The sequence below is a fragment of the Phenylobacterium sp. genome (genome assembly GCF_036402295.1).
GTDB lineage: Bacteria > Pseudomonadota > Alphaproteobacteria > Caulobacterales > Caulobacteraceae > Phenylobacterium.
Genome location: NZ_DASWTE010000345.1, coordinates 20,047 through 32,925 on the forward strand (window position 1 = coordinate 20,047; position 12,879 = coordinate 32,925).

A 12,879-nucleotide genomic window follows, 5' to 3' on the forward strand; every position below is an offset into this window, starting at 1 on the left:
GCCCGGTGGCGGATCTGGGACTACGCTCCCGCAAGGGTTGTGGAGGGCGTCTCGTGCAAGGGAACGTTCGCCGTCTCGCAGGGGCCGTGGCGGGCCTGCTTCTGGCCGGCGCCTTGGCCGGCGCGGCCGAAGCGCAGACCGCCTGCAGCCGCTTCACCCCATCGAAGAGCTCCGCCTACAACGGGATGACCGTCGCCCTGCCGTGGCGCACCGACCTGCCGTCCGCGCCCGGAACGGCGACCCACGCCTGGGAGGCGATCCCGCTGACGAGCTGGGAGGCCTACATGGCCGCGGTGCTGTCCGAAATCCGCGCCTCGGGCCTCAAGCTCCAGGGCAATCGGGTGGTCATGAACGCCAACGCCGAGTGGTGGATCACGCCGTGGATGGATTACGGCGACAGCGGCCGTGAGAAGCGGCTGGGTCTCACCAAGGAACGTGACGCGCAGCTCCACGATCTGTCGCCCACCTCGGCGCAGGGGGCGCAGGTCTGGGCGGTGGGCTTCTACAACCGCGAAGGCGCCGCGGCGCTGGGTAGGGTGTTCGCCGATCCGTGCAATCCGGTCTTCCCGACCGGCGCAGCCGCGTTCCCGCAGAATACCGCCTCGTTCAAGCTGCTGTTCACGAACGCCAGCGCGACCCAGGTGCGCTACCTGCAGGGCGGCCCGCAGGTGACCGCCTTCATCGGGCCCAGCGTGCCCGCCCGTGTCGCCAGGTCGATGCGGCTGCTGCAAATGGACATCGCGGTGAAGGACGCCCGCTCGCCCACCGGCTGGGTGTTCGGCACCTACATCTGGAAGGGGCCGCCGACCGGCGACCGCCTGCTCGACAACCTGGTCCCCGTGGGCCTGATGTGGGGCAACGACCCGGCCGCCTCGGCCGCGCAGCGCGACGACTTCGCGACCCTCGGCGAGACGCGGCTCAACCCGGCGCTGGCGGGCGTCGTCTGGCGCGGGCCGGGGCAGATCTGGCCTGAGCGGCCGTGGCCCGGCTTCCAGGGCCGGCTGAACGGCCCCGCCGACAACCTGCGCTCGTCGTGCCTGTCGTGCCATGCGCTGGCGCAATGGCCGCGGTCGATCGCCCTCGGCATCGTGCCGCGCGACGCGTGGCCGAGCCTCATGTCGCAGACGGCCCGCGACGACCTGCGCGCCAAGTACCTCAAGAACGTGCCGGCCGGCGCGCTGACCAACCCCGTGGAGGCCAACCCGAACCTCCCGGCCTGGGCCGGTGCGACGTCGCTGGACTACTCGATGCAGCTCGAGGCGGCGTTCGACCGGATGTGCCGGGCCTGCAAGGCGGGGGCGCTGACGGGCGCGACGCCGGCCATGTGCAAGATCGCCGGCCTGCGCAGCAACACCACGCTCGTAGAGACCCCGAACTGTCCCGCTGCTGCGTCGCCGGTGGCGCGGACCGCCGCGAGCGCGGCGCGCACCGCGCCTGATCCACCGCCCCGGCAGTAGCTTTTCGAAGTCACCCGGCGGGGCTATGGGCTCCGCCCGGCGTTCGAAGAGTTTGCGTAGCCATGAGCAGAGGATCGTACCGCGGCGGCTCCACGCCCGTGGGCTGGAACGCCAACCGCTACGTGGCCCCTTCGCTCACCGGCCGCACGCGCAAGGGCAAGGCGCTGATCAAGGACCTGACGGCCCGAACGGCCCAGAGCCGCGCCGAACTTGCCGAGCAGGACGAGCGGGCCCGCAAGCGCCACGGGCTGGCCCCGGCCAAGGCGAAGGCTGCGATGACGACCGCCAGCGCCGGCCGCTCCGGCGTCGCGGACGCGGCGCGCAAGCGGTTGAAGGCCGGCGGCCGACAGGCGTTCACGGTGACAGTGGTGCGGCGGAAGCGGCGTTCCCTCCCTTGATGGGAGGGGAAATGAGCTCCGCCCGCGTCTCGTCACAGTATCCGGCTCCAGCCTCGCCGCGCAGGCGGTAGCCCTTGCCCCGGGACCCGGCGTGATCGTACAGGGACCGCGTGGGAACCCTGCTCAAGCCGCCCCTCGCGCCGTTCGTGAAACACCTGCAGGCCAAGTTCGGCCTCCGGACCTTCGTCGAGACCGGCACCTTCCAGGGGGCCAGCGCGGCCTTCGCCTCGGCGATCTTCCCCCAGGTGGTGACCATCGAGATCCAGCCGACCTACTTCGAGGCGGCCCGCAAGACGCTGGCCCCCGCTTCGAACGTGAGTTGCGTCCTGGGCGACTCGCGCACCGAGCTGCCCAAGGCGGTGGCGGGGCTGTCGGGGCCGGCGCTGTTCTGGCTGGACGGCCACGCCGGCGGCGGCCACTTCGGCGACACAGAAGACTGCCCGCTGCTCGACGAGCTGGCCGCGATCGCCGCCTCGCCGTTCGAGCACTTCATCCTGATCGACGATGCCCGCGCCTTCCTGGCCCCGCCGCCGCCGCCCTTCGATCCCGACCGCTGGCCCTCGCTGCCGCAGGTAATCGAGGCCGCCCGGGCCCGCCACCCCTACGACTGCGTCGCCATCGTCGACACGCTGATCTGCACCCCCGCCGCGGCGCGGGCCGATGTGCGCCAGTTCTGCAACTGGGTGCGCCCGAAGATCTAGGCCAGCAGGCCCTTCAGCCGGTAGAGCGCGTCCATCGCCTCGCGCGGGCTCATGCCGTCGGGGTCGAGGACCTGCAGGGCCTCTTCGACCTTGCTTGGACCGAACCGCGCTTCAGGCTCGGCGACGGCGGCAAAGAGGGGCAGATCGTCGAGGTTGGCCGGGCCGGCGGCTTCCCTCTCCAGGCGCTCCAGCACCTGTTTGGCGCGGGCGACGACCGGCGTCGGCACGCCCGCGAGCTTCGCCACCTGCACTCCGTACGAGCGGTCGGCCGGGCCGGGGCCCGCCTCGTGCAGGAAGATCAGTTCGCCGTTCCACTCCTTGGCCTTGAGGCTGAGGTTGGAGACGTAGGGCAGCCGGCCCTCCAGCACCGCGAGCTCATGGTAGTGGGTGGCGAACAGCGCCCGGCAGCGGTTGGTCTCGTGCAGGGCCTCGGCGCAGGCCCAGGCGATGGCGAGGCCGTCGTAGGTGGCCGTACCGCGGCCGATCTCGTCGAGGATCACCAGGCTGCGCGGGGTGGCCTGGCTGAGGATCGCCGCCGTCTCGACCATCTCCATCATGAAGGTCGAGCGGCCGCGGGCGAGGTCGTCGCCGGCCCCCACGCGGCTGAACAGGCGGTCGACGACCCCCAGCCGCAACCGCTTCGCCGGCACGAAGCAGCCGGCCTGGGCCAGCACCGCCAGGAGCGCGTTCTGGCGCAGGAAGGTCGACTTGCCCGCCATGTTCGGGCCGGTGACCAACGACAGCCGCGCCCCACCAATGCCGGCGCCGTCGAGGCGGCAGTCGTTGGGTGTGAAGGCCTCGCCAGCGCGGCGCACCGCGTTCTCCACCACCGGGTGGCGGGCGGCCTCGGCCTCGAAGGCGGTGGTGCGGTCGATGACCGGCCGCGTGGCGCCCACGTCGTCGGCCCACTCGGCCAGCGCGGCGCCGACGTCGAGGGTGGCGGCGGCGAAGGCCGCGGCCTGGATCCATTGGGCGACGCCGGTGGCCGCCTCGCGCCAGGCCTCGAAGGTGTCGAGCTCGATGGCCAGCGCGCGCTCGGCCGCCTGGGCAATCCTGGCGTCCAGCTCGGCCAGCTCCACGGTCGTGAAGCGGACCTGGTTGGCCATGGTCTGGCGGTGGATGAACGTGGCGTTGAGGGGCGCTTTCAGCAGCGGCTCGGCGGCTTTGGCGGTGGCCTCCACGAAATAGCCCAGCACGGCGTTGTGGCGGACCTTAAGCGCCACGCCGCTCTCGGCCGCCAGACGGGCCTCGAGGGCGGCGATGACCCGGCGGCTGTCGTCGCGCAACGCGCGCGCCTGGTCGAGCTCGGGCCGCACGCCTTCGGCGACGAAGCCGCCGTCGCGGGCCAGCGCCGGGAGATCGGGACCCAGGCCCGCGACGAGCAGGTCGCGGAAGACGGCGAGGTCCGGGGCGTTCTCCAGGTGGAGCGCCGCCAGCGCCTGGGCGACCTCGGCCGGCAGGCTCACCAGCGGGTCGCGCGTCTCGGTGAACAGGCGGCAGACGGCTTCGCCGGTGTTCAGGCCGTCGCGCAAGGCGCCGAGGTCGCGGGGTCCGCCGCGGCCGAGGGCGAGGCGCGAAAGCGCGCGCGCCATGTCGGGCAGGCCCTTCAGCGTCTCGCGCAGTTTCTGCCGCTGGGCGCGGTGGCCGACGAACCAGGCGACGGCGTCCAGGCGCACGTCGATGACGGCCGGGTCGAGGAGCGGGCGGGCCAGCCGACTCGCCAGCATCCGCGCGCCCGGAGCGGTCACCGTGCGGTCGATGGCGGCCAGCAGCGAGCCGTCGCGCGAGCCGGACGTGGTCTTCTCGATCTCCAGGCTGGCGCGGGTCGCCGGATCGATGACCATCACGTCGCTCTCGCCCGCGCGGCGCGGCGCGGAGAGGGCAGGAAGCCGCCCGGCCTGAGTGGTCTCGAGATGCGCCGCGATCAGGCCCAACGCCGAGACCTCGGCGCCGGAGAGCTGGCCGAAGCCGTCGAGGGTCTCGACGCCGTAGAGCCGCTTCAGCCGCGTCTCGGAGGCGCCGGGCTCGGCGAGCGCCGACGGCATCGGCTGCACGAAGCCGCCGGCCGACTTCAGGGCCGCGCTCACCGCTTCGTCGGCGAACAGGCGGTCGGGGACCAGCACCTCGGAGGGGCCCAAGGCCACGAGTGTCGAGGCCAGGCTCGAGACTGTGATCGCCAGGCACTCCACCTCGCCCGTCGAGAGCTCGACGCTGGCCACCGCCGCCGAGCCTGCGCGCACGCAGACGGCGGCCAGGCGGTTGGCGCCGCGGGCATCGAGCAGGCCGTCCTCGGTGAGCGTGCCCGGCGTCACCACGCGGGTGACCTCGCGGCGGACCACCGCCTTGGAGCCGCGCTTCTTGGCCTCGGCGGGATCCTCGACCTGGTCGCAGACGGCCACCTTGAAGCCGGCCCGGATCAGCTTGGCGAGGTAGGCCTCCATGGCGTGCGCCGGCACGCCGGCCATGGGGATCGGGGCGCCGCCGTGATTGCCCCGCGCGGTCAGCGTGATGCCCAGCGTGGCCGACGCCTTCTGGGCGTCCTCGAAGAACAGCTCGTAGAAGTCGCCCATGCGGAAGAACACCAGCGCGTCGGGCTGGCGCGCCTTCGCCTCGAAGTATTGGGCCATCACCGGCGTGGCGCCGGCGGCTTCTGGCGACTGGTTGGGAACCTGGGCGTTCATAGGGATCGCTGACGCTAGAGGACGCGGCTGAGTCCCGCACCCCCTTGAACGGCGTCATGCGAGCGCCAAGCTGTGGATAGATGGCTCACGGCAGCGCCCTTTCGCAATTCGTGGTCTTTCCGGCCGGCCCGGCGGACGCCGAGGCCCTGGCGCGGGCGCACGTGACCTCGTGGCGGCAGACCTACCGCGGCCTCTTGCCCGACGCCTATCTCGCCCGCATGTCCGAGGCAGCCCACACGCGGCGCTTCGCGCACCTGCTGCTTAAGCCCGGCCCCGACGACGTGACGCTGGCCGCCGCCGACCGCTGGGAGATCGTGGGCTACGCCCAGGGTGGGCCGTCGCGGCGGCGCGCGCCCGGTGAGGCCGAGATCGCGACGCTCTACCTGGTCCGCGAGGCGCAGGGCCGCGGCCTGGGCTCACGCCTGCTCACCGACACGGCGCGCGCGCTGGCCGCCCACGGTGCGACCTCGCTGGTGATCTCGGTGCTGCGCGACAACTTCGCCGCCCGCGGCTTCTACGAGCACCTGGGCGGCGAGCCCGAGCCGGCGCGGCAGGAGCCCGGACCGGGCGGCGGCATGTTCTACGAGGTGGCCTACCGCTGGGCGGATATCCGGACGCTGTCCGGCTGAGACGGCCCTCAGAGCGGCGCCGTCCGCCGCCGCGGCCGGAGGAGTTTGCGCAGATTGTGCCAGGCCAGGCCCAGCAGCAGACCCAGCACGATCACCACCCAGCCGTTGTCCAGCAAGGCCTTGGGCGCCATGACATCGCCGCCGAGCTGGCCGGCGTTCTTGATGGTGGGCGGGTCGGCCTGGATTTCCTCATAGAGGATAGCGTCGGTTCCAATTTACATGTGTAGTTAGACTACGCTCGTAAATCACTCCGTCAAGGCTCTTTGATCAGGCTGCTGACAGTAGCTTGTCAGCAGGGTCGCGCTATCACGTCCCCCCAGACCGGAGGGCCGAAACATGTTGAAGACCTATCACGGCAGCTGCCACTGCGGCGCGGTGCGCTTCGAGGCCGACATCGACCTGGCGGCCGGCACGGGCAAGTGCAATTGCTCGATCTGCCAGAAGACGCGCAACTGGGGCGCGCTGATCAAGCCGGACGCCTTTCGCCTGATCGCCGGCGAGGACGCGATGAGCGACTACCAGTTCGGCGACAAGCAGGGCCACCACCTGTTCTGCGCCACCTGCGGCGTGCGGCCTTTCGGTCGGGGCTATGTGGAGGCGATCGGCGGCGACTACGTCTCGATCGCGCTGAACTGCCTGGACGACGTCTCCGACACCGAACTGGCCGAGGCCCCCGTCAAGCACGCCAACGGCCGCGACAACGCCTGGTGGGACGCGCCAGCGGAGACGCGACACCTCTAGCGCTAGACGCTCTCCGCCGCGTAGGTCAGCGAGACGAACACGTCCTCGAGATCGGGGTCTTCCGTCGAGATGTCCTTGATGTGCAGGCCTGCCGCACGGATGGCGGCCAGCACCTGCTCGACGCTGGACTGACCGGTGCGGTAGCTGACCGAGAAGCCGCCCGCCTTGATGAGCTTGGTGTCGAAGCCCGGGAGCACGGGCGCCGCAGTCACCGGCTCCTCCGGCGTCACTAGGACGTGGCGGGTGTCAATGCGGCGCAGCAGGGTCGTGGTGGGCTCGCAGGCCACCACGAGGCCGCGGTTGACGATGGCGATCTGGTCGCACAGCTCCTGGGCCTCTTCCAGGTAGTGGGTCGTGAGCACGATGGTCACGCCCTTGCGGTTCAGCTCGAGCACATAGTTCCACAGCTGGCGGCGCAGCTCGACGTCCACGCCGGCGGTCGGCTCGTCCAGGATCAGCACCGGCGGGTTGTGGACCATGGCCTTGGCGACCATCAGGCGGCGCTTCATGCCGCCCGAGAGCTGACGGACATAGGCCTTGGCCTTGTCGGCGAGCCCCAGCGCGGCCAGCAGCTCGTCGCTCCGGCGCTCGGACTTGGGCACCGCGTACATGCCGGCGGCGACTTCCAGCGCCTCCTTCGGCGTGAAGAACGGGTCGGCGGCGATCTCCTGCGGGACCACGCCGATGGCCGCGCGGGCGTCCCGGGGGTGCGTGTCGATGTCGCGGCCCCAGATCTTCACTTGCCCCGAGGTCTTCTGGCAGAGCCCCGCCAGGATGTTGATGAAGGTCGACTTGCCGGCGCCGTTCGGCCCCAGCAGGCCGAAGATCGACCCTCGGGGAATGGCCAGATCGATGCCGCGCAGGGCCTGCATCTCGGGCGTCGTCTTGGTGGCGGCGTAGGTCTTGGTCAGGCCCCTGGCCTCGATGGCGTATTCCGGAAGGTCCATAGGGTCCTGGTCGTTGACGCGGAAAGCAGTGCTCGCATACGTAGGTGCGCGGCCAGCAAAAGTGGATACCGGTTTTGCGCCCGGCCGCGCACAAACTTTCAAACCAAAGTCCTCGCGCCTGAAAGGCGCGGGGGGCGCGCGCTGGCGGCGAGCCAAGCGCGGCTCCATCAAGGTAGTGACGATCCATGGCCCGCAAAGCCGCCGCCCCGACGAAATCCAAGGCCGAGCCGGCGCCCGCCAAGCCGGCGCTGACCCCCGACTTTCCCGCACCCGAGACCATCGTCGTGCGCTCGGGCCGCATCGCCTGCGACGGCGTCGGCGGCGCGCTTGGCCATCCGCGCGTCTGGCTGGAGATGGGCGAGGCCACCTTCGTCGAGTGCCCCTACTGCGACCGCCGCTTCGTGCTGGCCGCCGGCTCCGAGGGCCCCGAGGACGAACGCCTGGCCCCAGGGGTCTACGAAGGCCCGCACGGCCACTGAGCCTGGGCCGCTCGTCGCAAGGCGGTTGCCCGGCAGCGAGACGCGGCGCCCTCCTCGAGTCAGGAGGGCTATCCCATGAAACGCATCCTCTTCGCCGCCGCGCTGGCCGCGTCGCCGGCGCAGGCCCTCGCGCAGGCGCCGGCCGCGCCGCCGAAGCCCGTCTGCACGACGCCCGAGCACCGGCAGTTCGACTTCTGGGTGGGCAGGTGGACCGTCGTTCAGACCGGCAAGGACCAGGTGGTCGCCGAAAGCCTCATCGAGAGCCTCTACAACGGCTGCGGCATCCGCGAGAACTGGATGCCGAAGAACGGCCAGACGGGCGGCAGCCTCAACATCTGGCTGCCGGACGAGAAGGCCTGGAAGCAGACCTGGATCGACTCCGGCGGTACGCGCGCCGACTTCAGCGGTGGCTGGACCGGCAAGGCCATGGTGCTGACCGGCAAGTGGGGCGGCCCGCTGGTGCGCATGACCTACACGCCCAACCCCGACGGCTCGGTCCGCCAGGCCGGCGAGCAGTCCACCGACGGCGGCAAGACCTGGACGCCGAGCTTCGACTTCACTTACCGGAAGGGGGGCTGAGAGCCAGCTTCAGCGGACGAGGTCGGTGATCTCGGCGTAGCGGCCGGGACCCGAGGCGGTCCAGGCCTCCAGCACGCGATGCAAGGCGTCCTCGTCGTGGACGCCGATGCCGACACTGCGGTCCGGGTTCCAGACAGGATCGTGCTCGCCATCGACGTGGGTCACGCCCTCGCTGCACGCCTTGCAGATGTAGGAGACGGTAGTCCAGTCCTCGATCGCAAGCTCCTCGGCATCGCCGATCTCAACAAGGCGCAGGACATCGTCGCGGCTGGGCGCGACGAGCTCGACGCTGACGGTTCCGTAGGGTGAGCGCTCGAGCCGCTCGAAGGCGTTGAAGATCGGATACTCCTTCTCCTCCCACACCTTCGTGCCGGTAGAGGCTCCGTCGTGCAGCATCACGTCGCCATAGAAGACGCCTGACGAAGGGAGCGGCACGCTTAGGACCCGTGCGCGAACGGGATCCATGCGCCGCACCCAGACCACCTCGGCCTTGTCATCGGGATTGAGACGCACGCAAGACATGCCGAAGTTGTCGAGGATCGGCCCCTCTCCGGCCTCGACCTCGATGCCGGCGGCGGCCCAGGCCTTCCGCGCCGTCGCCCAGTCGCCCAGCGCGGTCGCTGCGATACCGAGGTTCCAGCAGGTCGACTCGTTGTCGGGCTGCAGCTCGAATGAGCGGAGGTTGTACTTGAGCGAATTCCGCCAGTCCTGGCGGTACTTGTAGACGAGGCCGATGTTGTAGAGCGTAGCCGGGCGCTCCGGATCGAGCTCCACAGCCCGCAGATAGTTCGCGAGCGCGCCGTCCTTGTCGCCGGCCTCCGAGCAGGCCATCCCGCGGTCATGCAGGGCGTCCGCCCGCCGCTCGGCAAACTGCGCGACGAGCCGGCGCAGCATGGCGGGGCCTACACCCGCAGCGGCATCAGGATGTACTGCACATCCGCGTCCGAGGGATCGAGCACGAGCGCCGGGTCGTTGGGGCCGCCGAAGCGGAGCTCCATCGAGCCGCCAGAGATCTGGTCGGTGATGTCCAGCAGGTAGCGGGCGTTGAACGAGAGCTCGAAAGGCTCGCCGTCGTAGTCGATCTCCAGCTCTTCCACCGCCTGGCCGGCTTCCATGTTGCGGACCGTCAGCACCACGCGACCCGCCTCGATGGCCATGCGCACCGAGCGGCTCTTCTCGGCCGAGATCGTGGCGACGCGGTCCACCGCCTGGGCGAACAGCTTGGCGTCGACCATGACCGTGCGGTTGTTGTCCTTGGGGATCACGCGCGCATAGTCCGGGAAGTTGCCGTCGATGACCTTGGAGGTCAGCGCCGCGCCGTTCATCTCCAAGCGCACCTTCTGGGCGCTGATCTGCAGGGCGACGTTCTCGCCGGCGTCGTCGAGCAGGCGGCGGACCTCGTTGATGGTCTTGCGGGGCACGATGACGCCCGGCGCGCCGGCGGCGCCTTCCGGGGCGGGCATGTCGGCCAGCGCCAGCCGCGAGCCGTCGGTGGCCACGGCGCGCAGACGCGGGCTGCCGTCGATCACCACCGAGTGCACGTAGAGGCCGTTCAGGTAGTAGCGCGTCTCCTCGGCCGAGATGGCGAAGCGGGTCTTGTCGATCAGCCGGATGAGGTCGGTGACGTCCACCTCCATCGCGCCCGCGAACCCATCGGCCGACATCACCGGGAAGTCGCCGGCCGGCAGCACCGGCAGGTTGAAGCGCGAGCGGCCGGCGGCCACGGTAAGGCGCGGGTCGTCGCCGGTGAAGGCAAGGCTCACGTCCGCGCCTTCAGGCAGCTTGCGGACGATCTCGTAGAGGGTGTGGGCGGGCGCGGTGATCTGGCCCGGCTGGTCCACCTGGGCCAGCGCCTCGTCGATGATCTCCAGGTCGAGATCGGTCGCCGAGAAGGTCAGCCGGTCGCGTTCTGCCGACAGCAGCACGTTCGACAGGATCGGGATGGTGTTGCGGCGCTCCACCGCGCTTTGCACATGTCCCAGCGCGCGGAGCAACGCGGCGCGTTCGATCGTCAGCTTCATGTCGGTCCCGGCTCACCAATCGCGCACGGCCGAATCACCCCGAACCGCACACGCCCCGAAGGGAGGGGACTGCGGACATTAGCGATTTCGCAAGCCTGGGAAAGGGGATGGCCGCCGTCTCCCACAGCAAAACGCCCCGCGGGGCCGGCAGGCGTCGCCGGCAATCGGTGTCAGGCCGCGCGCAGCGTCCGCCGCCGCAGCGCCAGACCGACGGCGCCGAAGCCCAGCAGCATCACCGCCCAGGTGGCCGGTTCGGGTATGGGGTCCGGCTTGGCGAGGATGTCGAAGCCGGCGACTTCGTAATCCCCGGCGATGTTGATGCCGATGAACGCCCCGCCCTCGCCGCCTGTGCCGGAGGCCAGGAACGAGTCGAGCGACGCGAAGTCCGCCAAGAACAACTCGGACCCCGCACCCGTGTCGGCGCGGGTCTGCAGGAGCAGGTACGGCTTGTCCTCGAAGATGTCGAAGCCGGCGACCTTGTAGTCGGCGGCGATATTGATGCCGATGAACGACCCGCCCTCGCCGCCTGAGCCCGAGGCCAGGAACGAGGCCAGCGAGGTGAAGTCGGCCAGGAACAGCTCGGACCCCGCACCCGTGTCGGCGCGGGTCTCCAACAGCAGGAAAGGCTTGTCGTTATAGATATCGAAGCCGGCGACCTCGTAGTCCCCGGCGATGTTGATGCCGATGAACGCCCCGCCCTCGCCGCCTGAGCCCGAGGCCAGGAACGAGTCCAGCGAGTCGAAGTCCGCCAGGAACAGCTCCGACCCTCCGCCAGTGTCGGCGCGGGTCTGCAGGAGCAGGTACGGGGTGTCGTTGTAGATGTCGAAGCCGGCGATCCTGTAGTCGCCGGCGATGTTGAGGCCGATGAACGACCCGCCCTCGCCGCCCGAGCCCGAGGCCAGGAACGAGTCCAGCGACGCGAAGTCCGCCAGGAAGACCTCAGAGCCCGCGTCCGCGTCGACGCGGGTCTGGAGCACCAGGTTTACGGTTTCGGCCGCGGCGACCGGCGATGCCGCAAGCGCAGCCGCCGCAGCAGCCGCGAGAATCGTCGATCGCCCCATGGCGAGCCCTCCGGCCCCCCGGTTGGACCAGGAGATTAGAATACCGCCGATATGTCAATGCCGCTCCCGCCTGGGGGGAGTCGGTCGGAAACCTCTACGCCCGCGTGTCGACCGACCCGCCCTGCTCGCCCGCGTCGCCCTCGCCGGCGGCGTAGGGGTTGGCGGCGGTGGCATCCGGCTTCGCCGCATTGGCGCCGGAGCCCTTGGCCGCGACCACCACCATGGCCGGACGCACGAGCCGGCCCAGGAGCTCGTAGCCGGATTGCAGGGTCTGGATCACCGAGCCGGCAGCGACGTCGGCGTCCACCTGCTCCATCATGGCCTGATGCTTGTGCGGGTCGAACTTCTCGCCCTTCGCCGGACTCACTTTCGCGAGGCCGTTCTTCTCGAAGGCGCTCAGGAGCTTCTTCTCGGTCAGCTCCACGCCCTCGATGAAGCTCTTCAACGTCGCATCGCCCGAGTCTGGCGGGTGCGAGGCGATGGCGAGCGACAGGTTGTCGGCTACGTCCAGCAGGTCGCGGGCGAACTTGGTGATGGCGTAGGCGCGCGCGTCGTTCATCTCGCGCTCGGCGCGCCGCTTGGTGTTCTCGGCCTCGGCGGCGTAGCGGAGCACCTGCTCCTTGAGGCTCTGGATCTCGGCCAGCAGGGAGTCGATGTTGGCGTTGCCTTCGTCGCCATCCGCTTCGAAGTCGGCGGGCGTGTTGTCTTCGGACATCTCTTCTCTTGGACCCTTACGCGTTCATCACCTGGCCAAGCACGCGGGCGGTGTAGTCCACCAACGGAATGATCCGGGCATAGTTCAGTCGGGCGGGGCCGATCACGCCGATCGCGCCCACGACCTTCTGCGAGCCCGTCATATAGGGCGCCGCGATCACAGCGGAACCGGAAAGGGAAAAGAGTCGGGTCTCGGCGCCGATGAAAATGCGCACGCCCTGGGCCGTGGACACCCCGTCCAGCAGGCCGATCAGCTGTTCTTTCTGCTCCAGGTCCTCGAACAGCGAGCGCACGCGCTCCAGGTCCTCAGCCGCCCCGCTGTCCTCCAGCAGGTTGGCGCGGCCGCGGACGATCAGGGCCCGGTCCTCGGCCTCGCCGCCGCCCCAGGCCGCAAGGCCGTCCTCCACGAGGCGCGCCGCGGTGGCGTCCAGCTCGCGCCGGGCCAGGTCCAGCTCGACCTTGAGGTCGGTC

General features: G+C 70.3%; 14 protein-coding genes and 1 pseudogene. 7 read left to right on the forward strand and 8 right to left on the reverse strand.

Annotated features, from left to right (window positions below; translation table 11 throughout):
• Nucleotides 1-86: 86 nt before the first annotated feature.
• The 3 genes from VGD44_RS20395 to VGD44_RS20405 all read left to right on the forward strand — a co-directional run bounded on the left by VGD44_RS20395 (nucleotide 87) and on the right by VGD44_RS20405 (nucleotide 2,556).
• Entirely contained in the window at nucleotides 87-1,457 is a 1,371-nt protein-coding gene (locus VGD44_RS20395; protein ID WP_331090215.1) for a hypothetical protein, read from the forward strand.
• A 62-nt stretch (nucleotides 1,458-1,519) separates the two neighbouring features.
• Entirely contained in the window at nucleotides 1,520-1,855 is a 336-nt protein-coding gene (locus tag VGD44_RS20400) for a hypothetical protein (protein ID WP_331090216.1), read from the forward strand.
• Nucleotides 1,856-1,965: 110 nt separating this feature from the next.
• Nucleotides 1,966-2,556: a hypothetical protein gene (locus VGD44_RS20405; protein WP_331090217.1), complete on the forward strand. Its 591-nt coding sequence runs from the start codon at nucleotides 1,966-1,968 to the stop codon at nucleotides 2,554-2,556.
• Here the strand turns inward: VGD44_RS20405 and mutS are convergent.
• Complete coding sequence (gene mutS / locus VGD44_RS20410) at nucleotides 2,553-5,237, reverse strand: DNA mismatch repair protein MutS (protein ID WP_331090218.1); 2,685 nt, start codon at nucleotides 5,235-5,237, stop codon at nucleotides 2,553-2,555. The two genes, VGD44_RS20405 and mutS, sit on opposite strands and share 4 nt — an antisense overlap.
• A gap of 80 nt (nucleotides 5,238-5,317) precedes the next feature.
• On the opposite strand from mutS, the gene VGD44_RS20415 reads away from it, so the two are divergent.
• Nucleotides 5,318-5,866, forward strand: a complete 549-nt coding sequence (locus tag VGD44_RS20415; protein ID WP_331090219.1) for a GNAT family N-acetyltransferase — start codon at nucleotides 5,318-5,320, stop codon at nucleotides 5,864-5,866.
• Between the two features lie 8 nt (nucleotides 5,867-5,874).
• Here the strand turns inward: VGD44_RS20415 and VGD44_RS20420 are convergent, their stop codons facing one another.
• On the reverse strand, nucleotides 5,875-5,997 hold the full coding sequence (locus tag VGD44_RS20420; RefSeq protein WP_331090220.1) for a hypothetical protein: 123 nt from the start codon (nucleotides 5,995-5,997) through the stop codon (nucleotides 5,875-5,877).
• Between the two features lie 205 nt (nucleotides 5,998-6,202).
• Between VGD44_RS20420 and VGD44_RS20425 the strand changes: the two genes are divergently transcribed.
• Entirely contained in the window at nucleotides 6,203-6,607 is a 405-nt protein-coding gene (locus VGD44_RS20425; protein ID WP_331090221.1) for a GFA family protein, read from the forward strand.
• Between the two features lie 2 nt (nucleotides 6,608-6,609).
• Here the strand turns inward: VGD44_RS20425 and VGD44_RS20430 are convergent, their stop codons facing one another.
• Nucleotides 6,610-7,554: an ABC transporter ATP-binding protein gene (locus VGD44_RS20430; protein ID WP_331090222.1), complete on the reverse strand. Its 945-nt coding sequence runs from the start codon at nucleotides 7,552-7,554 to the stop codon at nucleotides 6,610-6,612.
• A gap of 185 nt (nucleotides 7,555-7,739) precedes the next feature.
• Here VGD44_RS20430 and VGD44_RS20435 point away from each other — a divergent pair, with 185 nt between their 5' ends.
• A complete protein-coding gene (locus tag VGD44_RS20435; RefSeq protein ID WP_331090223.1) occupies nucleotides 7,740-8,033 on the forward strand; it encodes a zinc-finger domain-containing protein in 294 nt (97 codons plus the stop codon).
• Between the two features lie 75 nt (nucleotides 8,034-8,108).
• Nucleotides 8,109-8,612 carry a hypothetical protein gene (locus VGD44_RS20440; RefSeq protein WP_331090224.1) on the forward strand — a complete coding sequence of 168 codons (504 nt, stop codon included), beginning with the start codon at nucleotides 8,109-8,111 and terminating at the stop codon, nucleotides 8,610-8,612.
• 9 nt (nucleotides 8,613-8,621) lie between these two features.
• On the opposite strand, the gene VGD44_RS20445 is transcribed toward VGD44_RS20440, so the two are convergent.
• From VGD44_RS20445 to hrcA, 5 genes and pseudogenes are all read right to left on the reverse strand, one after another.
• Nucleotides 8,622-9,506, reverse strand: coding sequence for a tetratricopeptide repeat protein (locus tag VGD44_RS20445; RefSeq protein WP_331090225.1), 885 nt, complete (start codon nucleotides 9,504-9,506; stop codon nucleotides 8,622-8,624).
• A gap of 8 nt (nucleotides 9,507-9,514) precedes the next feature.
• Complete coding sequence (dnaN, locus tag VGD44_RS20450; protein WP_331090226.1) at nucleotides 9,515-10,633, reverse strand: DNA polymerase III subunit beta; 1,119 nt, start codon at nucleotides 10,631-10,633, stop codon at nucleotides 9,515-9,517.
• Nucleotides 10,634-10,803: 170 nt separating this feature from the next.
• Entirely contained in the window at nucleotides 10,804-11,694 is an 891-nt protein-coding gene (locus VGD44_RS20455) for a PEPxxWA-CTERM sorting domain-containing protein (RefSeq protein ID WP_331090227.1), read from the reverse strand.
• Nucleotides 11,695-11,788: 94 nt separating this feature from the next.
• Nucleotides 11,789-12,409: a nucleotide exchange factor GrpE gene (grpE, locus tag VGD44_RS20460; protein ID WP_331090228.1), complete on the reverse strand. Its 621-nt coding sequence runs from the start codon at nucleotides 12,407-12,409 to the stop codon at nucleotides 11,789-11,791.
• A 16-nt stretch (nucleotides 12,410-12,425) separates the two neighbouring features.
• A pseudogene (hrcA, locus tag VGD44_RS20465) lies at nucleotides 12,426-12,879 on the reverse strand (heat-inducible transcriptional repressor HrcA); the annotation flags it as partial.